General features: G+C 71.0%; 21 protein-coding genes. 15 read left to right on the top strand and 6 right to left on the bottom strand.

Features of this window, described 5'->3' with window-relative positions; all coding sequences use genetic code 11:
* The first annotated feature begins 197 nt into the window (after positions 1 to 197).
* The 12 genes from gyrA to RGE_RS06775 all read left to right on the top strand — a co-directional run bounded on the left by gyrA (position 198) and on the right by RGE_RS06775 (position 15,253).
* Entirely contained in the window at positions 198 to 2,858 is a 2,661-nt protein-coding gene (gene gyrA / locus RGE_RS06830; protein ID WP_014427602.1) for a DNA gyrase subunit A, read from the top strand.
* Positions 2,858 to 3,466: a hypothetical protein gene (locus RGE_RS06825; RefSeq protein WP_043783874.1), complete on the top strand. Its 609-nt coding sequence runs from the start codon at positions 2,858 to 2,860 to the stop codon at positions 3,464 to 3,466. The genes gyrA and RGE_RS06825 overlap by 1 nt, the downstream gene beginning before the upstream one ends.
* The gene (gene pheA, locus RGE_RS06820) at positions 3,463 to 4,569 is read left to right on the top strand and encodes a prephenate dehydratase (protein WP_014427600.1); all 1,107 of its coding nucleotides are present in this window, start codon (positions 3,463 to 3,465) and stop codon (positions 4,567 to 4,569) included. The genes RGE_RS06825 and pheA overlap by 4 nt, the downstream gene beginning before the upstream one ends.
* Positions 4,569 to 5,450, top strand: coding sequence for a prephenate dehydrogenase (locus RGE_RS06815; protein ID WP_014427599.1), 882 nt, complete (start codon positions 4,569 to 4,571; stop codon positions 5,448 to 5,450). Before pheA ends, RGE_RS06815 begins: the two co-directional genes overlap by 1 nt.
* 16 nt (positions 5,451 to 5,466) lie before the next feature.
* On the top strand, positions 5,467 to 7,503 hold the full coding sequence (locus RGE_RS06810; protein WP_014427598.1) for a bifunctional 3-phosphoshikimate 1-carboxyvinyltransferase/cytidylate kinase: 2,037 nt from the start codon (positions 5,467 to 5,469) through the stop codon (positions 7,501 to 7,503).
* A 142-nt stretch (positions 7,504 to 7,645) separates the two neighbouring features.
* The gene (gene rpsA / locus RGE_RS06805; protein WP_014427597.1) at positions 7,646 to 9,361 is read left to right on the top strand and encodes a 30S ribosomal protein S1; all 1,716 of its coding nucleotides are present in this window, start codon (positions 7,646 to 7,648) and stop codon (positions 9,359 to 9,361) included.
* 63 nt (positions 9,362 to 9,424) lie between these two features.
* Positions 9,425 to 9,754, top strand: a complete 330-nt coding sequence (locus RGE_RS06800) for an integration host factor subunit beta (protein ID WP_259376275.1) — start codon at positions 9,425 to 9,427, stop codon at positions 9,752 to 9,754.
* A gap of 28 nt (positions 9,755 to 9,782) precedes the next feature.
* On the top strand, positions 9,783 to 10,094 hold the full coding sequence (locus RGE_RS06795; protein WP_014427595.1) for a lipopolysaccharide assembly protein LapA domain-containing protein: 312 nt from the start codon (positions 9,783 to 9,785) through the stop codon (positions 10,092 to 10,094).
* 49 nt (positions 10,095 to 10,143) lie between these two features.
* Positions 10,144 to 11,292 carry a lipopolysaccharide assembly protein LapB gene (lapB, locus tag RGE_RS06790; RefSeq protein WP_014427594.1) on the top strand — a complete coding sequence of 383 codons (1,149 nt, stop codon included), beginning with the start codon at positions 10,144 to 10,146 and terminating at the stop codon, positions 11,290 to 11,292.
* A 3-nt stretch (positions 11,293 to 11,295) separates the two neighbouring features.
* Complete coding sequence (gene msbA, locus RGE_RS06785) at positions 11,296 to 13,065, top strand: lipid A export permease/ATP-binding protein MsbA (RefSeq protein ID WP_014427593.1); 1,770 nt, start codon at positions 11,296 to 11,298, stop codon at positions 13,063 to 13,065.
* Positions 13,062 to 14,168 (top strand): glycosyltransferase family 9 protein, encoded by a 1,107-nt coding sequence (locus tag RGE_RS06780; RefSeq protein WP_014427592.1) that lies wholly within the window; start codon positions 13,062 to 13,064, stop codon positions 14,166 to 14,168. Before msbA ends, RGE_RS06780 begins: the two co-directional genes overlap by 4 nt.
* Entirely contained in the window at positions 14,165 to 15,253 is a 1,089-nt protein-coding gene (locus tag RGE_RS06775) for a glycosyltransferase (RefSeq protein WP_014427591.1), read from the top strand. The genes RGE_RS06780 and RGE_RS06775 overlap by 4 nt, the downstream gene beginning before the upstream one ends.
* On the opposite strand, the gene RGE_RS06770 is transcribed toward RGE_RS06775, so the two are convergent.
* A complete protein-coding gene (locus RGE_RS06770; RefSeq protein WP_014427590.1) occupies positions 15,226 to 16,311 on the bottom strand; it encodes a CDP-glycerol--poly(glycerophosphate) glycerophosphotransferase in 1,086 nt (361 codons plus the stop codon). The two genes, RGE_RS06775 and RGE_RS06770, sit on opposite strands and share 28 nt — an antisense overlap.
* Before the next feature lie 37 nt (positions 16,312 to 16,348).
* Positions 16,349 to 16,945: a LicD family protein gene (locus tag RGE_RS06765; protein ID WP_014427589.1), complete on the bottom strand. Its 597-nt coding sequence runs from the start codon at positions 16,943 to 16,945 to the stop codon at positions 16,349 to 16,351.
* A 174-nt stretch (positions 16,946 to 17,119) separates the two neighbouring features.
* Here RGE_RS06765 and RGE_RS06760 point away from each other — a divergent pair, with 174 nt between their 5' ends.
* Genes RGE_RS06760 through RGE_RS23075 form a run of 3 tightly spaced genes read left to right on the top strand, consistent with a single transcriptional unit; the run spans position 17,120 to position 20,259 of the window.
* Entirely contained in the window at positions 17,120 to 18,145 is a 1,026-nt protein-coding gene (locus RGE_RS06760; RefSeq protein WP_014427588.1) for a polysialyltransferase family glycosyltransferase, read from the top strand.
* A complete protein-coding gene (locus tag RGE_RS06755; RefSeq protein WP_014427587.1) occupies positions 18,142 to 19,164 on the top strand; it encodes a glycosyltransferase family 9 protein in 1,023 nt (340 codons plus the stop codon). The genes RGE_RS06760 and RGE_RS06755 overlap by 4 nt, the downstream gene beginning before the upstream one ends.
* A gap of 30 nt (positions 19,165 to 19,194) precedes the next feature.
* Positions 19,195 to 20,259: a polysaccharide pyruvyl transferase family protein gene (locus tag RGE_RS23075; protein WP_052310974.1), complete on the top strand. Its 1,065-nt coding sequence runs from the start codon at positions 19,195 to 19,197 to the stop codon at positions 20,257 to 20,259.
* Here RGE_RS23075 and gmhB read toward each other — a convergent pair.
* The 4 genes from gmhB to RGE_RS06730 form a co-directional block, all read right to left on the bottom strand.
* Positions 20,214 to 20,795 carry a D-glycero-beta-D-manno-heptose 1,7-bisphosphate 7-phosphatase gene (gmhB, locus tag RGE_RS06745; RefSeq protein ID WP_014427585.1) on the bottom strand — a complete coding sequence of 194 codons (582 nt, stop codon included), beginning with the start codon at positions 20,793 to 20,795 and terminating at the stop codon, positions 20,214 to 20,216. The genes RGE_RS23075 and gmhB overlap by 46 nt on opposite strands.
* Positions 20,792 to 21,268, bottom strand: a complete 477-nt coding sequence (locus RGE_RS06740; protein WP_014427584.1) for an adenylyltransferase/cytidyltransferase family protein — start codon at positions 21,266 to 21,268, stop codon at positions 20,792 to 20,794. The genes gmhB and RGE_RS06740 overlap by 4 nt, the downstream gene beginning before the upstream one ends.
* Positions 21,265 to 22,215: a D-glycero-beta-D-manno-heptose-7-phosphate kinase gene (rfaE1, locus tag RGE_RS06735; RefSeq protein WP_014427583.1), complete on the bottom strand. Its 951-nt coding sequence runs from the start codon at positions 22,213 to 22,215 to the stop codon at positions 21,265 to 21,267. The genes RGE_RS06740 and rfaE1 overlap by 4 nt, the downstream gene beginning before the upstream one ends.
* 68 nt (positions 22,216 to 22,283) lie before the next feature.
* Positions 22,284 to 22,853 (bottom strand): D-sedoheptulose-7-phosphate isomerase, encoded by a 570-nt coding sequence (locus tag RGE_RS06730; RefSeq protein ID WP_014427582.1) that lies wholly within the window; start codon positions 22,851 to 22,853, stop codon positions 22,284 to 22,286.
* Positions 22,854 to 22,935: the final 82 nt, after the last annotated feature.

Genomic DNA, 22,935 nt, shown 5'->3' with positions numbered 1-22,935 from the left:
TCCCGACACGGCGGGTACTTACCACCTGCGGACGATTGTGCCATAGGGCATCGGTACGCCTGCATTCTGACCCCTGCACCCAGGCGTGCTCGGTTGGCTGTTGCTCCGCTGCGACATGCGGCGGGCCGTAGAATTGCACGCCCCGTGCCTGGCCGTTCCGGTCGGGTCGAACCTGCTCGCGCCTCGCGCGCTACCGCATGTCCCAGTTCGCCAAGGAAACCCTGCCGATCAGCCTCGAAGAGGAGATGCGGCGTTCGTATCTCGATTACGCGATGAGCGTGATCGTCGGACGCGCCCTCCCCGACGCCCGAGACGGCCTCAAGCCCGTGCACCGCCGTGTCCTGTACGCGATGCACGAGCTGTCCAACCACTGGAACCGCCCTTACAAGAAGAGCGCCCGCATCGTCGGCGACGTGATCGGTAAATATCACCCGCACGGCGACACGGCGGTCTACGACACGATCGTGCGCATGGCGCAGGACTTCAGCCTGCGCCACATGCTCGTCGACGGCCAGGGCAACTTCGGCTCGGTCGACGGCGACAGCGCCGCGGCGATGCGCTACACCGAGATCCGTCTGGCGAAGATCGCCCACGAGATGCTCGAGGACATCGACAAGGAAACGGTCGATTTCGCCCCGAACTACGACGGCTCCGAGAAGGAGCCGACGGTGCTGCCGGCGCGGCTGCCCAACCTGCTGGTCAACGGCTCGGCCGGCATCGCGGTCGGCATGGCGACCAACATCCCGCCGCACAACCTCAACGAGATCGTCGACGCCTGCCTGCACCTGCTAAAGGTGCCCGAGTCGACGATCGAGGAGCTGATGGAGATCGTGCCGGCGCCGGACTTCCCGACCGCCGGGATCATCTACGGCCTCGAAGGCGTGCGCGAGGGCTACCGCACCGGGCGCGGGCGCGTCGTGATGCGCGCCAAGTGCCACTTCGAGGACATCGACCGCGGCCAGCGCCAGTCGATCATCGTCGACGAGATCCCGTACCAGGTGAACAAGAAGACGCTGCTCGAGCGCATTGCCGAGCTCGTCAACGAGAAGAAGATCGAGGGCATCAGCCACATCCAGGACGAGAGCGACAAGTCCGGGATGCGCGTGGTCATCGAGTTGAAGCGCGGCGAAGTGCCCGAGGTCGTGCTCAACAACCTCTACAAGCAGACCCAGCTCCAGGACAGCTTCGGCATCAACATGGTCGCGCTGGTCGACGGCCAGCCGCGCTTATGCAACCTGAAGCAGCTGCTGGAGATCTTCCTCGAGCACCGGCGCGAGGTCGTCACCCGCCGCACCGTCTACGAGCTGAAGAAGGCGCGCGAGCGCGGCCACGTGCTCGAAGGCCTGGCGGTGGCGCTGGCCAACATCGACGAGTTCATCGAGACGATCAAGACCAGCCCGACGCCGCCGATGGCCAAGGCGGCGCTGATGTCCAAGGCCTGGGACAGCTCGATGGTGCGCGAGATGCTCGCGCGCGCCGAGGAATCGACGGCCGGCGGCCGCGCTGCCTATCGCCCCGAGGGCCTGCCCGCGGGCTACGGCCTGCAGGCCGATGGCCTGTACCGGCTGTCCGAGGACCAGGCGCAGGAAATCCTGCAGATGCGCCTGCAGCGCCTGACCGGCCTGGAGCAGGACAAGATCATCGGCGAGTACCGCGAGGTCATGACGCAGATCGCCGACCTGCTGGACATCCTGTCCCGTCCGGAGCGCGTGACCGCGATCCTCGTCGACGAGCTCAACGCGCTGCGACAGGAGTTCGGCCAGACCAAGGTCGGCGCGCGCCGCAGCGTCATCGAGCGCAACGCGCAGGAACTCGGCACCGAAGACCTGATCACGCCGACCGACATGGTGGTGACGCTCAGTCACACCGGTTACATCAAGAGCCAGCCGCTGACCGAGTACCGCGCCCAGCGCCGCGGCGGCCGCGGCAAGCAGGCGACGCAGACCAAGGAAGACGACTGGATCGACCAGCTCTTCATCGCCAACACGCACGACTGGATCCTGTGCTTCTCGGATCGCGGCCGCGTCTACTGGCTGAAGGTCTGGGAGGTGCCGCAAGGCTCGCGCAACTCGCGCGGCAAGCCGATCGTCAACATGTTCCCGCTGCAGCCGGGTGAGAAGATCACCGTCGTGCTGCCGCTGACCGGCGAGTTCCGCAGCTTCCCGGCCGACCACTACGTCTTCATGGTGACGGCCTTCGGCACCGTCAAGAAGACGCCGCTGGACGACTTCAGCAACCCGCGCAAGGCCGGCATCATCGCCGTCGGCCTGGACGACGGCGACTACCTGATCGGCGCCGCGCTGACCGACGGCCATCACGACGTGATGCTGTTCTCCGACGGCGGCAAGGCGGTGCGCTTCAACGAAGACCCGGAAGAAGGCGGTGTGCGCCCGATGGGCCGCCAGGCCGGCGGCGTCAAGGGCATGGAGCTCGAACCCGGCCAGCGCGTCATAGCGCTGCTGGTCGCCGAGGACGAGACGCAAAGCGTGCTCACCGCGACCGAGAACGGCTACGGCAAGCGCACCCCGATCGCCGAATACACCCGCCACCGCCGTGGCGGCAAGGGCATGATCTCGATGCTCCAGAGCGAGCGCAACGGCAAGGTCGTGGCGGCCACGCTGGCGCGCGACACCGACGAGATCATGCTGATCACCGACCGCGGCGTGCTCGTTCGCACCCGCGTCGCCGAAATCCGCGAAATGGGCCGCGCGACGCAGGGCGTCACGCTGATCTCGCTGGACGACGGCACCCGGCTCTCCGGCCTGCAGCGCATCGTCGAGAACGACGCGCAGACCGAAGGCGCCGGCGACGACACGTCCAACGACAGCGCCGGCGATGCCGGCACGGAGAACGCGTGATGACTCAAAGATTCGTGCTGGCCCTGGCGCTCGCCGCGGCCGTTCCTGCGATGGCCCAGAAGGCGCCGGCGCCGGCCTCGGCGGCGGCCTCCGCCCCGGCGGCCGCCGCGCCGTCGAGCCCGGCGAAGAAGGCGCTCGTCGCCAAGATCCTGCAGATCCAGCAGCCGGCGATCGAGAACATGGCGCGCCAGCTCGCCGAGCAGCCGGCGGTGATGCTGATGCAGCAGGCGGCGATGGCGCTGCAGCGCCTGCCCGCCGACAAGCGTGAAGCGATGGCCAAGTCGCTGCAGGCCGACGCCAAGAAGTACGCCGACGAAGCGACGCCTATCGTGCGCGACCGCGCCGTCAAGCTGGCGCCCAGCACCATCGGCGCGCTCCTCGAGCAACGCTTCAGCGAAGACGAGCTCAAGCAGCTCATCACGATGCTCGAGTCGCCGGTGAACCGCAAGTTCCAGTCGATGAACGGCGACCTGCAGCGTGCGCTGGGCGAGAAACTGGTCGCCGAGACCAAGCCGCTGGTCGAGCCCAAGGTGAAGGCGCTCGAGCAGTCGGTGCGCAAGCGCTTCGAAGCGGCCGCGCCCGCCGCGCCGGCCAGCACGCCCAAGTGAAGACGCCGCAGGTCGAGTCCTCCGACGAACTGGTCGGCCTGCGCCAGCAGATCGACTCGGTCGACCGCGAGCTACTGGCGCTGCTCAACCGACGCGCCGGCCTGGCATTGGCCGTCGGCGAGCTGAAGAAGCGGGAGGGCTCGGTCGTCTTCCGGCCCGAACGCGAGGCCCAGGTCATCGACGGCATGAAGGCCGTCAACCCGGGCCCGCTACAGACCGCGAGCATCGCGCCGATCTGGCGCGAGATCATGTCGGCCTGCCGCGCGCTGGAGACGCCGACGCGCGTGGCCTACCTGGGCCCCGCCGGCACCTTCAGCGAAGAGGCGGCGATCGGCTATTTCGGCAGCTCGCTGATGCGCGTGCAGTGCGCGAGCATCGACGAGGTCTTCCACACCGTCGCCTCGGGCGCGGCCGACTTCGGCGTCGTGCCGGTCGAGAACTCCACCGAGGGCGTGGTCGCGCGTTCCCTGGATCTCTTCCTGCACACGCCGCTGTTCATCATCGGCGAGACGAGCCTGTTCATCCGCCAGAACCTGCTGCGGCGCGAGAACTCGATGGACGGCATCCGCGCCGTCTGCGCCCATCCGCAGGCGCTGGCGCAATGCCACGGCTGGCTCAGCCACCACCTGCCCGACGCCGAGCGCCGCCCGGCATCGAGCAACGCCGAAGGTGCGCGCCTGGCTTCGCAGGACCCGAGCGTCGCGGCCATCGCCAGCGTTCGCGCGGCCAGCGAGTTCGGCCTGCACGTGCTGGCGCCTGCGATCCAGGACGACGCCCACAACCGCACGCGCTTCGCGATCGTCACCCACCCCGACCGCCACCCGGTGCCCAAGCCCTCGGGCCACGATTGCACGAGCCTCGTGCTGTCGGTGAAGAACCGGCCGGGCGCGGTGCACGACATGCTGGTGCCGCTCAAGCGCCACGACGTCTCGATGTCGCGCTTCGAGTCGCGCCCGGCGCGTTCGGGCCAGTGGGAGTACTACTTCTACATCGACGTGCAGGGCCATCCCGACGAGCCCAAGGTCGGTGCCGCGCTGCGCGAGCTGCACGACGCCTGCGCCTTCTTCAAAGTCCTCGGGGCCTACCCGGTGGACGTGCACTGATGTTCCAGCAACTCGGCGTCATCGGCTGCGGCCTGATGGGCGGCTCCTTCGCGCTGGCGCTCAAGCGCGCCGGCCTGGTCAAGCGCGTCATCGGCTACAGCAAGAGCCCGTCGACGACCGAACGCGCGAAGAAGCTCGGCGTCATCGACGTCGTCGCCGAATCGGCGCTGCTGGCCGTCGCCGGCTCGGACATCGTGCTGCTGTCGGTGCCGGTGGCGGCCACCGAAGCGACCTTCAAGGCCATCCGCCATCTCGTCGAGCCGGGCGTGCTGTTCATGGACGTCGGCAGCACCAAGCGCGACGTCGTCGACGCCGCACGCCGCGTGCTGCGCGAGCGCCTCGCGTCCTTCGTGCCGGCGCACCCGATCGCCGGCAAGGAACTGGCCGGCATCGGCCATGCCGACGCGGCGCTCTACGCCGGCCGCCAGGTCATCCTGACGCCGCTGCCGCAGACCGCGCCCGACCTGGTGCAAAAGGCCACCGACGTCTGGTCGGCGATCGGCGCCCAGGTGCTGAAGATGACGCCGGAGAACCACGACGCTGCCTTCGCCGCCGTGAGCCACCTGCCGCACCTGCTGGCCTTCGCCTATTTCTCGTCGGTGGTCGGCCAGCCCGCGGGGCGCGACTTCCTGTCGCTCGCCGGCCCGGGCTTTCGCGACTTCACGCGCATCGCCGCCAGCAACCCCGAGATGTGGCGCGACGTGCTGACCGCCAACCGCGAAGAGATCCTCAAGCAGTCGCAGCGTTTCCGCCAGTCGCTGGACGCCTTCGAACAGCTGATGCTGAGCGGCAATACCGACGCGCTGGAAACGATGATCCGCGCCGCCGCCGAAGGCCGTGCCGGCTGGCAGATGGGCGCGCCGCGATCGACGCAGCGCTGACGCCGCCTTCCACCCGATGTTCCGCACTCCCTTCCTCGACCTGCCGCCGATGGCAGGCGCGGCCGGCACCGTCCGGCTGCCCGGCTCCAAGAGCATCTCCAACCGCGTGCTGCTGCTCGCCGGCCTGGCCGACGGCACGACGCGCGTGCACGACCTGCTGGCCAGCGACGACACGCGCGTCATGCTCGACGCGCTGCGCGCGCTGGGCTGCGGCATCGCCCACGATGCCGACGGCACGCTGGCCGTCACCGGCCTGGGCGGCCAGCTGTCGGTGCACGAGGCCAGGCTGTTCCTCGGCAACGCCGGCACCGCGATGCGGCCGCTGGCCGCGGCGCTGGCCGTGCTGGCGACGCTGCAAGGCGGCGACTTCGAGCTCTCCGGCGTGCCGCGCATGCACGAGCGCCCGATCGGCGACCTGGTCGACGCGCTGCGCCCGCTGGGCTGCACGATCGAGGACCTGGGCACGCCGGGTTACCCGCCGCTGCGCCTGCGCGGCAGCGCCGGCGACCGTCTGGCGCTGGAGCGAGCGATCCGCGTGCGCGGCGACGTCTCCAGCCAGTTCCTGACCGCGCTGCTGCTGGCCCTGCCGCTGGCCGCCGGCGAGCGTGATCTCGTCGTCGAGGTCGACGGCGAGCTGATCTCCAAGCCCTACGTCGAGATCACCGTCAACCTGCTGGCGCGCTTCGGCATCGCCGTGCGGCGCGACGGCTGGCAGCGTTTCACGATCCCGCAGGGCAGCTGCTACCGCTCGCCGGGCGACATCCACGTCGAGGGCGACGCCTCGTCGGCCTCGTACTTCGTCGCGCTCGGCGCCATCGCCGCCTGCGGCGGCGATGCTGTGCGCATCGAGGGTGTCGGCAGCGACTCGATCCAGGGCGACATCCGCTTCGTCGAAGCCGCACAGGCGATGGGCGCCGACGTGCGCACCGGCCCCGGCTGGCTGGAGGTGCGCCGCGGGCGCTGGCCGCTGGCCGGCATCACGCTGGACGCCAACCACATCCCCGACGCCGCGATGACGCTCGCGGCGATGGCGCTGTACGCCGAAGGCCCGACACGCATCGAGGGCATCGCCAGCTGGCGCGTCAAGGAGACCGACCGCATCGCCGCGATGGCCGCCGAGCTGCGCCGCGTCGGCGCGACGGTCGTCGAAGGCACCGACTTCATCGAGGTCCGCGCCCCCGAGACCTGGCAGCCGGCCGAGATCCGGACCTACGACGACCACCGCATGGCGATGTGCCTGTCGCTGGCGGCGTTCAACCCGACGGTCGGCGCCAAGGTGCCGGTGCGCATCCTCGAGCCGCACTGCGTCGCCAAGACCTTCCCCGACTATTTCGAGGCCTTGTTCGGCCTGGCGCGCGCCGAGCCGGCCGAGGTGCCGGTGATCACGATCGACGGCCCGACGGCCTCGGGCAAGGGCACGCTGGCCGCCGAGGTGGCCGCGGCGCTGGGCTACGCGCTGCTGGACTCCGGCGCGCTGTACCGCGCCACCGGCATCGCCGCGACCTGGGACGGCGTCTCGCCCGACGACGAGACCGCGCTGGCCGCGCTGGCCGAGCGCCTGGACCTGCGTTTCGGCGACGGCGCCGACGCCGGCCGCACCTGGCTGCGCGGGCGCGACATCACCGACGAGCTGCGCCTGGAGACCAGCGGCCTGATGGCCTCGCGCGTCTCGGTCTGGCCGGCGGTGCGCGCCGCGCTGCACGCGCTGCAGCAGTCCTTCCGCCGCGCGCCGGGGCTGGTCGCCGACGGCCGCGACATGGGCACCGTGATCTTCCCCGACGCGCCGCTCAAGGTCTTCCTCACGGCGAGCGCCGCCCAGCGCGCCGAGCGGCGCTATAAGCAACTGATTTCCAAGGGAATTTCTGCTAATATCGACGACCTTCGCGCGGACCTCGAGGCGCGGGACATGCGTGACCGATCGCGCAGCGTCTCGCCGTTGAAGCCGGCCGAAGACGCGCTGGAGCTGGACAACTCGGCACTTTCCATCGATGACTCGGTGGCCCAGGTGCTGGATTGGTGGCGACAGCGCCGCCCGTTCGGCCGCACGGCCTGACGCGCGTCGTTTCCAGGTTCCGCTGCGCTCCCCTTCCGGCCGTCAGGCCATCGGGCGCGGCGGGTGTGTCCAACGAACCCTGCAGCCCCCGCTGCAAGCACCGCCCGGCTCTGCCTTCAACTCCTCCGGGCACAGGAACCACATGTCCGTTTCCACTACCGTCATCGCCAAGAGCGGCGCTGATGCCTTCGCCGCCCTGTTCGAGGAATCGCTGAAGAGCTCCGACATGCGTGTCGGCGAAGTGATCTCCGCCGAGGTCGTGCGCATCGAGTTCAACCACGTCGTCGTCAACGCCGGGCTCAAGAGCGAGTCCTACGTGCCCATCGACGAGTTCAAGAACGACCAGGGCGAACTCGAAGTCCAGGTCGGCGACTTCGTCGCGGTGGCCATCGACGCCGTCGAGAACGGCTACGGCGACACCATCCTCAGCCGCGACAAGGCCAAGCGCCTGGCGTCGTGGATGGCGCTGGAGAACGCGCTGGAGTCGGGCGACTTCGTCACCGGCACGGTCAGCGGCAAGGTCAAGGGCGGCCTGACGGTGCTGGTCAACGGCATCCGCGCCTTCCTGCCGGGTTCGCTGCTCGACACGCGTCCGGTCAAGGACATGAGCCCGTTCGAGGGCAAGACCATGGAGTTCAAGGTCATCAAGCTCGACCGCAAGCGCAACAACGTCGTGTTGTCGCGCCGCGCCGTCGTCGAGGCTTCGATGGGCGAAGAACGCGCCAAGCTGCTCGAGACGCTGACCGAAGGCGCCATCGTGCACGGCGTGGTCAAGAACATCACCGAATACGGTGCGTTCGTCGACCTCGGCGGCATCGACGGCCTGCTGCACATCACCGACATGGCCTGGCGCCGCGTGCGTCACCCGAGCGAGGTGGTGCAGGTCGGTCAGGAACTGTCGGCCAAGGTCCTCAAGTTCGACGCCGAGAAGAACCGCGTCAGCCTGGGCATCAAGCAGCTGGGCGACGATCCGTGGCTGGGCGTCTCGCGCCGCTACCCGAACGGCACGCGCCTGTTCGGCAAGATCACCAACATCGCCGACTACGGCGCGTTCGTCGAGATCGAGCCGGGCATCGAAGGCCTGGTGCACGTCTCCGAAATGGACTGGACGAACAAGAACGTCGCCCCGTCCAAGGTGGTCTCGCTGGGCGAGGAAGTCGAAGTCATGGTCCTCGAGATCGACGAAGACAAGCGTCGCATCTCGCTGGGCATGAAGCAGTGCAAGCCGAACCCCTGGGAAGAGTTCGCCGCCAACGTCAAGCGCGGCGACAAGGTCAAGGGCCCGGTCAAGTCGATCACCGACTTCGGCGTCTTCGTCGGCCTGTCTGCGGGCATCGACGGCCTGGTGCACCTGTCCGACCTGTCGTGGAACGAGCCGGGCGAAAGCGCGGTCCGCAACTACAAGAAGGGCCAGGAAGTCGAAGCCATCGTGCTGGCGATCGACGTCGAGCGCGAGCGCATCAGCCTGGGCATCAAGCAGCTGGACGTCGATCCGTTCACCAGCTTCACGACGCTCAATGACCGCGGCGCCATCGTCACCGGCAAGGTGAAGACGGTCGACCCGCGCGGCGCCGAGATCCAGCTCAACGACGACGTCACCGGCTACCTGCGTGCGTCCGAAATCAGCCGCGACCGCGTCGAAGACGCGCGCAACGTGCTGAAGGAAGGCGACGACGTCTCGGTCATGATCATCAACGTCGACCGCAAGCTGCGTTCGATCCAGCTGTCGATCAAGGCCAAGGACAACGCCGACGAGCAACAGTCGATGCAGGCCCTGCGCCAGACCAACGAGCGCGAGAACGCCGGTACGACGAGCCTGGGCGCCCTGCTGCGCGCCAAGCTCGACAACCGCGAGTAAACCGCTGCCGTTCGGCCCGCGCGCCCTTCGAAGGCGCGCGGGCCTTTTCGCGTTTCAAGCCGCTTGCGATCCGTCCCTGCCATGACCCGATCCGACCTCGTCGCCCGTCTTGCCGAGCGTTTCTCGCAGCTGACGCAGCGCGACACCGAGTTCGCCGTCAAGACCATCCTCGACGCGATGACCGACGCGCTGGCCCGCGGCCACCGCATCGAGATCCGCGGGTTCGGCAGCTTCTCGATCAACCGTCGCCCCCCGCGCATGGGCCGCAACCCGCGCAGCGGTGAACAGGTCGTGATCCCGGAGAAGCTGGTCCCGCACTTCAAGCCCGGCAAGGCGCTGCGCGAAGCCGTCGACGCGCGCCAGCCCGCCGAGCAAGATTCCGACGCCGCCTGAAGGCGCGCCGGATCCTAGAATCGGCGCCGTGCGCCTTCTTGTCTGGCTCTTCAGAGCCTTCGTCTTCTTCACCCTCTTCGCGTTCGCGCTGAACAATCAGCAGAACGCCACCGTGCGCTGGTTCTTCGGCGCCGAGTGGCAGGCGCCGATGGTGATCGTGGTTCTCGCGGCCTTCGCCGCCGGCGCGGCCGTCGGCGTGCTGGCGATGCTGCCGAGCTGGTGGCGCCAGCGCCGCAAGGCGCGGCTGCAGGCGCCGACGCCCCCCGTGCCCGCCCCCGGTCCCGCGCCGGCCCCCGTCTCCGAGCTGCCGCTGGAGCACCCGCCTCGCGAAGGCCTGTGACCGGTTCGCCCCGCGAGCCGGCCCTTTTCCCGACCCGAACCGACGCCCGATGGACTTCGATTTCCAGTGGCTGCTGATCGGCCTGCCGGTGGCCTTCGCGCTCGGCTGGCTCGCGTCGCGCTTCGACCTGCGCCAGGTGCGCCGCGACAACCGTGACGCCCCGCGCGCCTACTTCAAAGGCCTGAACCTGCTGCTCAACGAGCAGCAGGACAAGGCGATCGACGCCTTCATCGAAGCCGTCCAGAACGACCCCGACACGACCGAGCTGCACTTCGCGCTCGGCAACCTGTTCCGCCGCCGCGGCGAATTCGAACGCGCGGTGCGCGTGCACGAGCACCTACTGTCGCGGGCCGACCTGAAGGCCGGCGAACGCGACCGCGCCCAGCACGAGCTGGCCCAGGACTACATGCGCGCCGGCCTCTTCGACCGTGCCGAAGCCGCCTACCGCGCGCTCGAAGGCACGGCCTTCGAGACCGAGGCCTGGCTGGCGCTGCTGGCGCTGCAGGAGCGTTCGCGCAGCTGGCGCGCCGCGATCGAGATCGCCACGCGCCTGGACAAGAGTGGTACCGGCTCGTACGCACCACGCATCGCCCACTACTGGTGCGAACTGGCCGACGAGGCCGACGCCGCCGGCAACGCCGCCGATGCCGACACGGCGCTCAAGCGGGCACGCGAAGCCGCGCCGCACGCCGCCAGGCCGCGTGTCATCGCCGGCCGCCGCGCGCGTGCCGCGGGCAAGCACGACGAGGCCGTCGCGCTCTGGGACGAACTGGCCGCCCTGCAGCCGGGCGCCTTCGCGCTGGTGGCGGCCGACTACGCCGCCAGCGGCGAAGCCTGCGGCCGGCTCGACCACGTGCGCGCGCAGCTCGAACGCGCGCTCGAACGCAGCCCCAGCCTGGACGTGCTGCAGGCGCTGGGCCGCCTGGACCCGCCCGGCCAGCCGCGGCGCCTGGCCGAGAGCCTGCGCCAGCAGCCCAGCCTGACCGCCGCGCACGCCTTGCTCGCGACGCCGCCCAAGCCGGCGGCCGGCGACCCGGCGGCGCTGGAGCTCGTCGAACAGGCGTTGGCGCGCGCCGCGCGCCCGCTGCACCGCTACCGCTGCGCGGCCTGCGGCTTCGAGGCCCACCAGTACTTCTGGCAATGCCCGGGCTGCCTGAGCTGGGACAGCTACCCGCCGCGCCGCGTCGACGAGAGCTGACCGATGGCCCGCAACGACTCCCTCGCGCTGTACCGGCGACTGCTCGGCTACGTGCGCCCGTACACCCAGGTCTTCGTCTTCGGCGTGCTGGCGATGATCGTCAACGCTGCCGCCGAGGCCTCGGTGCCGGCGCTGCTGCGCCAGCTGATCGACGGCAGCTTCGTCGAGAAGGATCCCGAGTTCGCGCACCTGATGCCGCTGGCGCTGATCGGGCTGTTCGTCGTGCGCGGCCTCTCCGACTACGTGCACTCGGTGACGCTGGCCAGCGTCGCCACGCACGTCGTGCTCGACCTGCGCAACGCGATGTTCCAGCGCATCCTGTCGCTGCCGCTGGCCTACTTCGACCGCCAGCCGACGGCGACGCTGATGTCGCGCCTGACCTACAACGCGCAGCAGATCAGCCCGATCATCACCACCTCGCTGATCACGATCGTCAAGGACTCGCTGACCGTCATCGGCCTGCTCGGCTACATGCTGTGGCTGAACTGGAAGCTGTCGCTGCTGTTCTTCACCGTGCTGCCGGTCATCGCCTGGGTCATCCGCTCGGTCAGCCGGCGCATGCGCCAGTTCAGCCGCGCGCAGCAGAACTCGATGGGCTCGATGACGCACGTCGCGCACGAGGTGCTGGGCGCGCCGCGCGAGATCCGCATCTTCGGCGGCGCCGCCTACGAGGCCAAGCGCTTCGACGAGGTCGCGGCCGCGGTGCGCCGCTACATGATGAAGACGACGCGCACCTCGTCGGCCAACGGCCCGATCGTGCAGTTCATCGCCGTGCTGGCGCTGGCCGCGATCATCTACTACGCGACGCTGGCCACGCGCTCCGACCAGCTCACCGTCGGCGGCTTCGTCTCGTTCTTCGGCGCGATGGCGCTGCTGCTGGCGCCGCTCAAGCGCCTGTCCAACGTCAACGAAGCGCTGCAGCGCGGCCTGGCCGCGGCAGCCTCGGTGTTCGAGGTCATCGACGCCGAGCCCGAGCGCGACACCGGCACGCGCGAGCTGCCGCGTTCCAGCGGCCATCTGCGCTTCGAGAACGTCGGCTTCCGCTACGCCGGCGCCGACGGCGACGCGCTGGACGGCGTGACGCTGGACATCCGCCCCGGCGAGTCGGTCGCGCTGGTCGGCGCCTCGGGCAGCGGCAAGTCGACGCTGATGTCGCTGATCCCGCGCTTCTATTCACCCGACCGCGGCCGCATCCTGCTCGACGAGATCGACACCCACGAGCTGCGCCTGGCCGACCTGCGCGCCAACATCGCGCTGGTCACCCAGCACGTCGTGCTGTTCAACGACACCGTCGCCGCCAACATCGCCTACGGCGCGCCGGGCGAGGTCAGCCGCGAGGACATCGAACGCGCGGCCGAGACCGCGCACGCGATGGAGTTCATCCGCGAGCTGCCGCAGGGCCTGGACACGCCGATCGGCGAGAACGGCACGCGCCTGTCCGGCGGCCAGCGCCAGCGCCTGTCGATCGCGCGCGCGCTGCTGAAGGACGCGCCGATCCTGCTGCTCGACGAGGCCACCTCGGCGCTGGACACCGAGAGCGAGCGCATCGTCCAGCAGGCGATCGACAACCTGAAGCGCGGCCGCACCACGGTGACGATCGCCCACCGGCTGTCGACGATCGCCAACGCCGACCGCGTCGTCGTGATGGACCAGGGCCGCGTGGCCGAGGTCGGCACCCACGACGAACTGCTGGCGCGCGGCGGCCTGTACCACAAGCTGCACCAGCTCCAGTTCCGCGACGGCAGCGCGCCGGGCGCGGCCCTCGCACCGTGAACGCCGCCACCGTGCTGCCGCTCGCCCTGCCCGCCGGGCGCCCGCCGCGCATCCTGATCGTGCGCCTGAGCGCGATCGGCGACGTCGTCATGGCCTCGGGGCTGATCCGCTCGCTGCGCGCGCGCTGGCCCGACGCGACGATCCACTGGCTGGTCGAGCCGGTGGCCGCACCGCTGCTGGCGCACAACCCGCGGCTCGACGGCATCAAGCGCCTGCCGCGCGCCGAATGGCGGCGGCTGTGGCGCGAGCGCCAGCTCGGCAAGCTGGCCGGCGAGGTGCTCGCCTTGCGGCGCCAGCTGCGTGCCGAACGCTACGACCTCGTGCTCGACGCCCAGGGCCTGCTCAAGAGCGGCGTCTGCGCCTGGCTGGCCGGCGCGCCGCAGCGTGTCGGCCTGCGCTCGCACGAAGGCAGCCAGTTCCTGATGCACCACCGCGTGATGCCGCCGCGTGGCGCCGACCGGCGCATCGGCAGCGAGTACCGCGCGCTCGGCGTCGCGCTCGGCGCTGCCGAGACCGATTTCCGCCTCGACCTCGCGGTCGGCGCCGCGCCGCGTGAACGTGCCCGCGCCGTGCTCGCCGAAGCCGGGGTGCAGGGCGACTGGGTCGCGCTGTGCCCGTTCACGACGCGGCCGCAGAAACACTGGTTCGAGGACCGCTGGGCCGAGCTCGCCGCCGCCTTCGCCGAGCGCGGGCTGACGCCGGTCATCGTCGGCGGCCCGGGCGACGTCGAGGCCGCCAAGCGCATCGCCGCGCTGGCGCCGATGGCCGTCGACCTCGCCGGGCGCCTCAAGCTCGACGAGACCGTCGCCGCGCTGGCCGAGGCCGCGCTGCTGGTCGGCGTCGACACCGGGCTCACGCACATGGGCACCGCGCTGGACGTGCCGACGGTGGCGCTGTTCGGCTCGACCCGCCCCTACCTGGACACCGCGACCCCGCGCAGCGTCGTGCTCTACGACGCGCTGCCGTGTTCGCCCTGCCGCCGCCGCCCCACCTGCGCCGGCCGCTTCGACTGCATGCGCTCGCTGCAGGTGCCGCGTGTCTTCGACACCGCGATGCGGCTGCTGGGCGGCGCACCGACGATCCCGATCATCTCCGCTCCATGAAGGTTCTCCACGTCGAGGCCGGCAAGCACCTGTACGGCGGTGCCTTGCAGGTCGTGTTCCTGCTGCGCGGGCTCGGCGCCGAAGGCGTCGACAACGTGCTCGCCGCGCCGCTGGGCAGCGCGGTGGCCGAGGCCGCGGCGCCGCATGCACGCGTCGTGCAGATCGCGATGGGCGGCGACGCCGACCTCGGCATGCTCGGCCGCCTGCGCCGGCTGATCCGCGCCGAACGCCCGGACGTCGTGCACCTGCACAGCCGCCGCGGCAGCGACTTCTGGGGCGGCCTGGCCGCGCGCCTGGAAGGCGTGCCGGTGGTGCTGAGCCGGCGTGTCGACAACCCCGAGCCGCGCGCCTGGGTGGCGCTGAAATACCGGCTCTACGACCGCGTCGTGACGATCTCCGAGGGCATCTTCCGCGTGCTCGAGGCCGAGGGCGTGCCGCGCGCCAAGCTGCGCTGCGTGCCGAGCTCGGTCGACGTCGAGCAGTACCGCCCCGGCCGCAGCGAGCGCGCCTGGCTGGAGGCCGAGTTCGGCATCGCGCCGGACGAGCGCGTGGTCGGCATGGCGGCGCAGTTCATCGCGCGCAAGGGCCACCGCACGCTGCTGGCTGCGCTGCCGGCGGTGCTGGCGGCGCATCCGCGCACGCGTTTCCTGCTCTTCGGCCAGGGGCCGCTGCGCGAGGCGATCGAGAACGAGGCACGCGCCGCCGGCTTCGGCGAACGCGTGCTCTTCCCCGGCTTCCGCCAGGACCTGCCGCGCGTGCTGCCCAACCTGGACCTGATGGTGCATCCGGCCGAGATGGAAGGCCTGGGCGTGGCGCTGCTGCAGGCCGCGGCCTGCGGCCTGCCGATCGTCGCCGGCCGCGCCGGCGGCATCCCGGAGATCGTGCTGCCGGGCGTCAACGGCGAGCTGATCGAGCCGGGCGACGTGGCCGCGCTGTCGCGCCACATGAACGCACTGCTGGCCGACGACGCGCTGCGCGAGCGTTACGGCGCCGCCGGACGCGAACACGTCGTCGCGCGCTTCTCGGTGGCCGCGATGGTGCGCGGCAACCTCGCCGTCTACCGCGAGCTGGCGCCCAGCAGGTAGTCGGCGACCCGCGCCGACGCGCGGCCGTCGGTGCGGCCGATCAGCTGTGCCGTGCAGCGCGCGCGCCCTTCGGCGTGGCCCCGCGGGTCCTCCAGCTCGCGGCGCACGACGGCCGGCAGGTCGCGGGCCCGCGCGGCGTGCGCCCCGACGTCGCGGAAGCCGTGGATCGTCTGATCCATGCGGCGCTCGTGGCGGTAGCGCAGCGGGCCGCGATAGCTCCAGCGCAGACGGTAGAAGTCGCACCAGACGACCGGCCGGTCCAGGGCCGCGAACTCGAAGATCGCCGAAGAAGCCTCGCTGACCAGCACGTCGGCCACCGCCATGAACGGCAGCAGCGAGAACGCCGCCGGCTCGGCGACGTGCACGTTGGGCAGGCGGCGCCAGGCTTCCAGCCGGCGGCGTTGCGCGGCGTACTTGTCGCTGGTCCAGGTCAGCAGGTGCGGCTTGACCAGCACGTTGACGTCGGCCAGTTCGGCCGGCCAGCGGCGCGACAGGCATTCGATCGAGCTGGGATAGAAGGTCGGCGCGTACAGCACCGTCGGCCGCGCCGGGTCCAGGCCGGCGGCGCGCAGGTCGAAAGCCTCGACGTCGCGGCGGCCCTCGAGCAGCGGATCCAGCTTGGCGAAGCCGACGTCGACGAAACGTCCCTCGGGATACAGGCGCTGCAGTTCGGCGGTGCGGAAGGCGCCTTCGCTGAAGCGCACCGTGAAACGCGCCAGCGGCGCGTCGTAGTAGCAGGCCTTGACGCCGATGCCGTGGTACAGCAGCGCGGTGCGCGTCGACGGCGGCAGCCGGTCGAGGTAGCGGCACTCGTTGCCGAAGACGATCCAGTCGGGCGCCTGGTCGCGATACCAGGCCAGCGCGGCGTCGCCGTGGCCGACGATGGCGCAGTCGTGGCCGGCAGCGGCGAGTTGCGCCCGCGCGGCCGGCAGCAGCGGGTCGGCGGGGTCGGCGTGCAGCAGGAAGCGGCTGGCGACACCGCGCCGGCGCAACTCGTCGGCGACCGGGAGGTACTGCGGCAGGTAGTAGAAGCTGGCGCCGTCGAAAACGATATTCATGGCTCCGCGCGGCCGCGCCGCGCGCATCTCCGAGGCGTCACTCTTTGTAATCTCCGGAAATCGTCAGTTCCTGCGTCCCGCAATCCCATTGCTTGACCGGAATACGCCACTCGCCATATTTCGCAGAGAGATATCCATCGACGTCCAGAGGAATCTTCAGGCGCCGCCCGAAATACTCCACGGTATCGTTCCCGGCGTAATGATGGGCGGACACGGACATGATCCGGTCCTTGGCCACCCAGTGCATCCGGCCGCCAGCCTCGTACTTGGCGAAGATGTCCAGACGCGGCCAGCCGCGGCCGAACAGATACTTCCGCTGGGTGAGCTTGACGATGCGCACCTCACCCCGCCGCCAGCCGTGCGCGGGATCGTCGCGCGAGAAGTGCCGGACGGACAGGCGCCAGAACTTCAGACGCAGGTCGAGGCGACGACGGGCGTCCAGGCGGACGATCTCCGGAGCGGGTATCGAAATATCGAGATCGTGATCCCAGGGGAGCAGGTCGCCATCGCGGACGATGCCCAGCAGGGTACCGCCTTCGAGGTGATAGGGAATCTCGTGGCGATCGAGCAGATCGACGACATCGAAAAGCAAACGCCGGCCCGCAGCGACGTCCAGCGGTGGCTCCTGGGCCATGGTTTCTCCTGCGCGAATCGCGCCGGGGATTATAGGCGCGCCGGTCGCAGCCCTTAACAACTTCGGTGGCTGCCGTCACCGCTCTGACACCTCATTGCAACGAAGCCTGCGGAGCATGCCGAGACTGTCGGCCGCTTCGGGCGTGGCAGTTGCCGGGCCCCCGGCACCGCTTCCATGAACACCACTGCCGTCTACTTCGTCGCCTCGCCCTTGCAACTGCTCGCCGCGCGCCAGATCGCGGCCACGCACGAGCGCGGCTCCCGGCAGGTGCTGGTCTGGTACAAGCGCGGCGTCGGCCCGCTGGTCGAGGCCGAGGACTGGGACGCCTCGGCCTACATGCCCTGGCCGCGCTGGGAGCCGCTGCCGGGCCCGTTCGGCTCCCATCGCCGGCTGCTGGCCAACCTCGACGCGGTGGCCGCGCTCGTCGGCCGCTGCGACACGCTGCACCTGCACAGCGCCGTCTTCGACACCGAGGCCGTCAACTATTTCCTGCGCGCGCTGCCGGAGCGCTGCGGCGCGCGCAGGATGCGCGCGCGCATCCTGCCCGACGGCGTCATCAGCATCCGCCGCTACCCGCTGACGGCGGGCAAACGCGCGCTGCAGCAGCTGCGCCACCTGCGCCGCCTGGCCGCGCCCGAGCTGCGCTACTGGACCTTCGGCGGCGACCGCATCGGCTCGGACGCGCCGTTCTGCGACCGCGTCTACGTGCTGCCCGGACTGCCGCACGAGTACCCGGCGCACAAGGCGGTGACGCTGGCGCCGCTGGTCGCCCCGGCGGGCGAAGCCGGTCACGCGGTGCGCCGCGCGCTCGTCGTCGGCCAGCCGCTGCAGGGCGCCGGCCTGGCCGACGCCGCCGAGCGCGACCGCATCGCCGCGGCGATGCAGCACTGGCTGCAGGACGCCGGCATCCAGGAAGTCGACTACAAGGGTCATCCCAAGGACCCCGCGCGCGAACTGCTGCAGCCCGACTGGCACGTGCTCGAGCTCGACCAGCCGCTGGAGACCTACATGCAGCACGAACCCTATGCCGCGGTGCTCGGCGTGCGCTCGTCGGCGCTGCTGTTCGCGCGCCAGATCTACGGTCCGGCGGTGCCGGTGCTGGCGTTCGGATGGGAGCGTCTGCACTTCAAGTCGAACGACGAGCGCGAGGACATGTCGCGGGCCTTCGGCGAACTGGGCGTGACGCTGCTGCCCGCATGACGCGCACGACCGCGCCGCACACCCTCGTCGTCCACCACCGCAGCGGCATCGGCGACCTGGTCTGGCACCTGCCCTACCTGCGGGCCATCGCCGCCGCCAGCCGCGACGGGCGCATCGTGCTGATGGCCAGGCCCTCGTCGCGTGCTGCCGACCTGCTGGCCGGCGAGCCCTGCATCGCCGAGGTCATCGAGTTCGACCACCGGCCGCGGGCTTCGGAACGCCGCCGCGGCCGCCACGACTCGCTCGCCGCACAGTGGGCGCTGGTCGGCGAACTGCGCCGGCATCGCTTCGACCGCGTGCTGATCTTCGCCTCGCGCCCGCGCTATGGCGTGCTCGCCTGGCTGGCCGGCATTCCGCGTCGCGCGGGTTTCGGCTTCTCGGCCGCCGAGCGGCTTTGGCTCAACGAGCCGCCGTACATCCGGCCGCACACCGGCGCAGGCAACTGGGTCTACACGGAAGCGACGGCCTTCGCGCTCGCGCACGGTTTCGTCGACGGGCCCCGGCTGCCACGGCTGGCCGTGCGGGACGACGCGTTGCAGTCGGCTGCGCAATGGCTCGCCGGCCTGACGGCGCCGGTCGCCTTGTCCATCGGCTCCTCGGAGCCGCGCAAACACTGGGGCGACGACCGCTTCGCCGCGCTGGCCGGTGCGCTCGCCGCCGACGGCCAAAGTGTGGTGCTCGTCGGCGGACCGGCCGAGGCGGACAGTGCAGCGCGCATCGCCGCCGCCGTGCCCGCGGCGCTGCAGCCGCGCGTGCGCACGCTGACGCAGCCCTCGGTGCAGCTCAGCGCCGCGGTGCTGCGCCACGCCCGGCTGTGCGTCGGCAACGACACCGGCGTGCTGAACATCGCCGTCGCCGTCGAAGTGCCGGCGCTGGGCCTGTTCGGCGCCACGCCGCCCCTGCGCCACGACCCGCTGCTGCAGGCCGTCGAAGGCCGCGACATGGCGTCGATCGAGGTCCCCGAAGTCCTGGCCCGCGTGCGCACGATGCTGGAAACTCGCGCCGTCGCGCAGCCCTGAATCTCCACCCGCCCCGCCGGGGTGTACCCGATGCCCAACGTCCTCTTCTCGACCACGCGCCAGTGGAACCCTGGCGACGAGTTCATCCTGATGGGCTGCCTGAACGCGCTGCGCGCCGCCGGGCTGGACTTCAACCCCGTCATTTTCAACCGCAACCCGCAGATCCGGCGCGCCAAGCGTTTCGACCCGGTGGCGCTGCTGCAGCGCCGCTTCGGCGAAGGCCGGCGCCAGGCTTTCCTCGACAACTCGTTCAAGGACTCGATGTCGCTGGACTGGGTGGACCTCGTCGTCTTCGCCGGCTCGCCCGAATGGCGCGGCCGCCGGCTGGAGCCGCTGTACGAGGCGCTGGCGCGCAGCGGCACGCCGACGGCCTTTCTCGGCCTGGGCACGGTCAAGCCCTTCCGCTTCGACCGCGAGCACTTCAGCGAGGCCGAGACCACGGTGCTGAAGGCCGCGCGCCTGATCGCCTGCCGCGACGCGCTGACCACCGCCTCGCTGGCGCCGCTGCCGGCGCGGCAGATGATCTGCCCGGCCCTGCTGGCCGCGCCGCACGAGCGCCGCCGCGACGCGGTGCAGCGCATCGCGCTGATCTACGGCCACCCGCTGGCCGCGCGCCACAACAACGTCGCCGAGGGCACGCACGCCTTTCTCGTCGCGCTGTACCGCGCGCTGATCGAGCGCCTGGGCACGCGCCACGAGTTCGAGTTCGTCGCCCACTACGTCGACGAGCTGCCGCTGTTCGAACGCGACTTCGCCGGCGCGACGATCCGCTACTCCTACGACGCACGCGACTACGTCGAGCTCTACGACCGCTACGACCTCGTCGTCGGCCACCGCGTGCACGGCGTCGGCCTGTCGGCTTCGCTGGGCGTGCCGGGCCTGTGCGTCGGCCACGACCGCCGCGGCGAGACGGCACGCGGCTTCGGCGCCGGGATGATCGAGGTCGGCGAGCCGGTCGAGGGCGTCGTCGCGCGCGTCGAGCAGGCGATCGCCGAGGTCGGCGAGCGCAGCGCCGCACTGCTGGAGCGCAAGGCGCGGCTGCGCGCCGACTACGTCGAGGCGCTGCGCGCCGCGGGGATCGACCGGCTGGGCTGAATCAGGCCAGCAGCCAGCGCCGCGGCCAGCGAGGGCGCGGTCGCGTCGGCCAGCGCCGCGTCGGCCGCGCCGTCGGCGACGAGAACGACCCGGCCGACACCGGCCGCGCGTGCGGCCTCGGCGTCGCTGGGTTTGTCACCGACCAGCACCGAGTCGGCCAGCGACAGCCCGAGCTCCTGCGCGGCGCGCAGGATCAAACCCGGCGCCGGCTTGCGGCAGCCGCAGTCGCGCGTGTAAGCCGCGACCGTGCCCTTCGGATGGTGCGGGCAGTGGTAGACGCCGGCCAGCGGCGCGCCGGCGGCGGCGAGTTCGGCCTTCATGCGCGCCGTCAGCGCCTCGTAGTCGGCCTCGCTGTAGTAGCCGCGGGCGATGCCCGACTGGTTGGTGACGACCACCAGCCGCCAGCCGGCTTCGTGCAGGCGGCGCATCGCGTCCACCGCGCCGGGCACGAACTCGAAGTCCTGCCAGCGCCCGACGTAGCCGTGGTCGACGTTGACCACGCCGTCACGGTCGAGGAAGACGGCGCGTGCGCTCACGTTCCGGCGCGGATGCGCTCGACGAGCCGTGTCGTCGAGTAGCCGTCGACGAAAGGCAACGCCAGCGACCTGCCGCCCCAGCCGCGCACGAGGCGCGTCTCTTCCAGCGTCTCGATGTCGTAGTCGCCGCCCTTGACGTAGACGTCGGGCCGCAGCTCGGCCAGCAGCGCCACCGGCGTGCGTTCGTCGAACCAGGTGACGAGCGACACCGACTCCAGTGCGGCGAGCACCAGCGCGCGGTCTTCCTCGCGGTTCAGCGGCCGGTCGGGACCCTTGCCCAGGCTTCGTGCCGAGACGTCGCTGTTGACGCCGACGATCAGCGAGCCGCCGAGCGCGCGTGCCCGCTCCAGATAGCTGACGTGACCGCGGTGCAGCACGTCGAAGACACCGTTGGTGAACACCCAGGGCCGCGGCAACGCCGCCAGGCGCGCCGGAGCGTCGGCGCGGGCGCAGAGCTTGTCAATGAAGCTCATGCAAACAGCTCGTCGTAGCCGACGCTCGCGGTGCCGAAGCGGCCGACGACGATGCCGCCGGCGCGGTTGGCCCAGGGCATCGCGTCGCGCGCCGGCAGGCCGGCGGCGATCAGCGCGGCCATCGTCGCGATGACGGTGTCGCCGGCGCCGGTGACGTCGAAGACCTCGCGCGCGTCGGCGTCGACGTGGCGCTCGCCTTCGGCGTCGTACAGCGTCATGCCTTCTTCGGATCGCGTCAGCAGCAGCGCCGCCAGGCCCAGGCGGTCGCGCAGCGCGCGTGCGCGTTCGCGCAGCTCGTCCTCGCTGCCCCAGGGGCCGACGACCTGCGCGAGCTCGGCGCGGTTCGGCGTGATCAGGTCGGCACCGGCGTAGCGCGAGTAGTCGCTGCCTTTCGGATCGACGAGCACCGGCTTGCCGGCCTCGCTCGCCATCGTGATCATGCGGCCGACGTGCGCCAGGCCGCCCTTGCCGTAGTCGGAAAACAGCACCGCGTCGTGGCTGGGCAACTCGCGCTCGAAGTCGTCGAGCAGCTGCGCCAGCACCTCGTGCGTCGGCTGGTTCTCGAAGTCGATGCGCACCAGCTGCTGCTGGCGGCCGATGACACGCAGCTTGACGATGGTGCGCAGCTGCGCATCGGCGCCGAGCACGGCGCGCACGTCCTGCGCCTCGAGCAGCGTGCGCAGCCGGCGCGCCGGCTCGTCGTCGCCGACGACGGTCAGCAGCGTCGCCTGCGCGCCGAGCGCGCGCACGTTCAGCGCGACGTTGGCGGCGCCGCCCAGGCGCTCCTCCTCGCGGTTGACGCGCACCACCGGCACCGGGGCCTCGGGCGAGATGCGATCGACGGCGCCGTGCCAGTAGCGGTCGAGCATGACGTCGCCGACGACGAGCACGCGGCGCGCGGCCAGCGCCTCGGGCGCAGGGCGCAGCCAGGTGGCGGTAACACTCACTGGAGCACCCTCCGGCCTGGCGGCCGGTCCCGCCAAGCGGGAATGAGCCCCAGACAAGTCCTGAGGGCTCATGCCAGCCCCAGCTTCTGTTCGACCAGCCCGCACAGCGTGTGGCCGATCAGGATGTGCGCTTCCTGGATGCGCGCCGTCGTCGTGCTCGGCACGACGATCGCCTGGTCGCAGCGCGTGCGCAACGCGCCGCCGTCGCGGCCCAGCAGGCCGATCGACGTGATGCCCAGTTCACGCGCGGCGTCCACCGCGCGCAGCACGTTGGCCGAGTTGCCCGAGGTCGAGATGCCCAGCAGCACGTCGCCGGCGCGGCCCAGCGCGCGCACCGGGCGCGCGAACACGTCGTCGAAGGCGTAGTCGTTGGCGATGCTGGTCAGCGCCGAGGTGTCGGTCGTCAGCGCGATCGCCGCCAGCGGCCGGCGGTCGCGGATGAAGCGGCCCGTCAGCTCGGCGGCGATGTGCTGGCTGTCGGCGGCCGAGCCGCCGTTGCCGCAGACCAGCAGCTTGCCGCCGGCTTCGAGCGCGCGCGCGATCGTCTCGCCGGCACGCTCGACCTCGGCTTCGAGCGCGTCGAGCTGCACGAACAGCGTCCGGTGCTCGGTCAGGTTGAAGGCAAAAAGAGAAGTCATCTCGGAAGGTTCACCATCTCGCACCGCCGTGCGCGGCGGCGACGGCGACTATATCCGGCCCCTCCACCGGTGGTCTGCCACG

The organism is Rubrivivax gelatinosus IL144 (genome assembly GCF_000284255.1).
Taxonomy (GTDB): domain Bacteria; phylum Pseudomonadota; class Gammaproteobacteria; order Burkholderiales; family Burkholderiaceae_C; genus Rubrivivax; species Rubrivivax gelatinosus_A.
The sequence above is the reverse complement of the archived record's forward strand: the minus strand, read 5'-3'. Positions and strand labels throughout refer to the sequence as shown.

Bases quoted from the DNA above. Each gene is read 5' to 3' on its own strand.
- gyrA (WP_014427602.1), top strand. From the start codon at position 198: ATGTCCCAGTTCGCCAAGGAAACCCTGCCGATCAGCCTCGAAGAGGAG.
- RGE_RS06825 (WP_043783874.1), top strand. From the start codon at position 2,858: ATGACTCAAAGATTCGTGCTGGCCCTGGCGCTCGCCGCGGCCGTTCCT.
- RGE_RS06815 (WP_014427599.1), top strand. From the start codon at position 4,569: ATGTTCCAGCAACTCGGCGTCATCGGCTGCGGCCTGATGGGCGGCTCC.
- RGE_RS06810 (WP_014427598.1), top strand. From the start codon at position 5,467: ATGTTCCGCACTCCCTTCCTCGACCTGCCGCCGATGGCAGGCGCGGCC.
- rpsA (WP_014427597.1), top strand. From the start codon at position 7,646: ATGTCCGTTTCCACTACCGTCATCGCCAAGAGCGGCGCTGATGCCTTC.
- lapB (WP_014427594.1), top strand. From the start codon at position 10,144: ATGGACTTCGATTTCCAGTGGCTGCTGATCGGCCTGCCGGTGGCCTTC.
- msbA (WP_014427593.1), top strand. From the start codon at position 11,296: ATGGCCCGCAACGACTCCCTCGCGCTGTACCGGCGACTGCTCGGCTAC.
- RGE_RS06775 (WP_014427591.1), top strand. From the start codon at position 14,165: ATGAAGGTTCTCCACGTCGAGGCCGGCAAGCACCTGTACGGCGGTGCC.
- RGE_RS06770 (WP_014427590.1), bottom strand. From the start codon at position 16,311: ATGAATATCGTTTTCGACGGCGCCAGCTTCTACTACCTGCCGCAGTAC.
- RGE_RS06765 (WP_014427589.1), bottom strand. From the start codon at position 16,945: ATGGCCCAGGAGCCACCGCTGGACGTCGCTGCGGGCCGGCGTTTGCTT.
- RGE_RS06760 (WP_014427588.1), top strand. From the start codon at position 17,120: ATGAACACCACTGCCGTCTACTTCGTCGCCTCGCCCTTGCAACTGCTC.
- RGE_RS06755 (WP_014427587.1), top strand. From the start codon at position 18,142: ATGACGCGCACGACCGCGCCGCACACCCTCGTCGTCCACCACCGCAGC.
- RGE_RS23075 (WP_052310974.1), top strand. From the start codon at position 19,195: ATGCCCAACGTCCTCTTCTCGACCACGCGCCAGTGGAACCCTGGCGAC.
- RGE_RS06740 (WP_014427584.1), bottom strand. From the start codon at position 21,268: ATGAGCTTCATTGACAAGCTCTGCGCCCGCGCCGACGCTCCGGCGCGC.
- RGE_RS06730 (WP_014427582.1), bottom strand. From the start codon at position 22,853: ATGACTTCTCTTTTTGCCTTCAACCTGACCGAGCACCGGACGCTGTTC.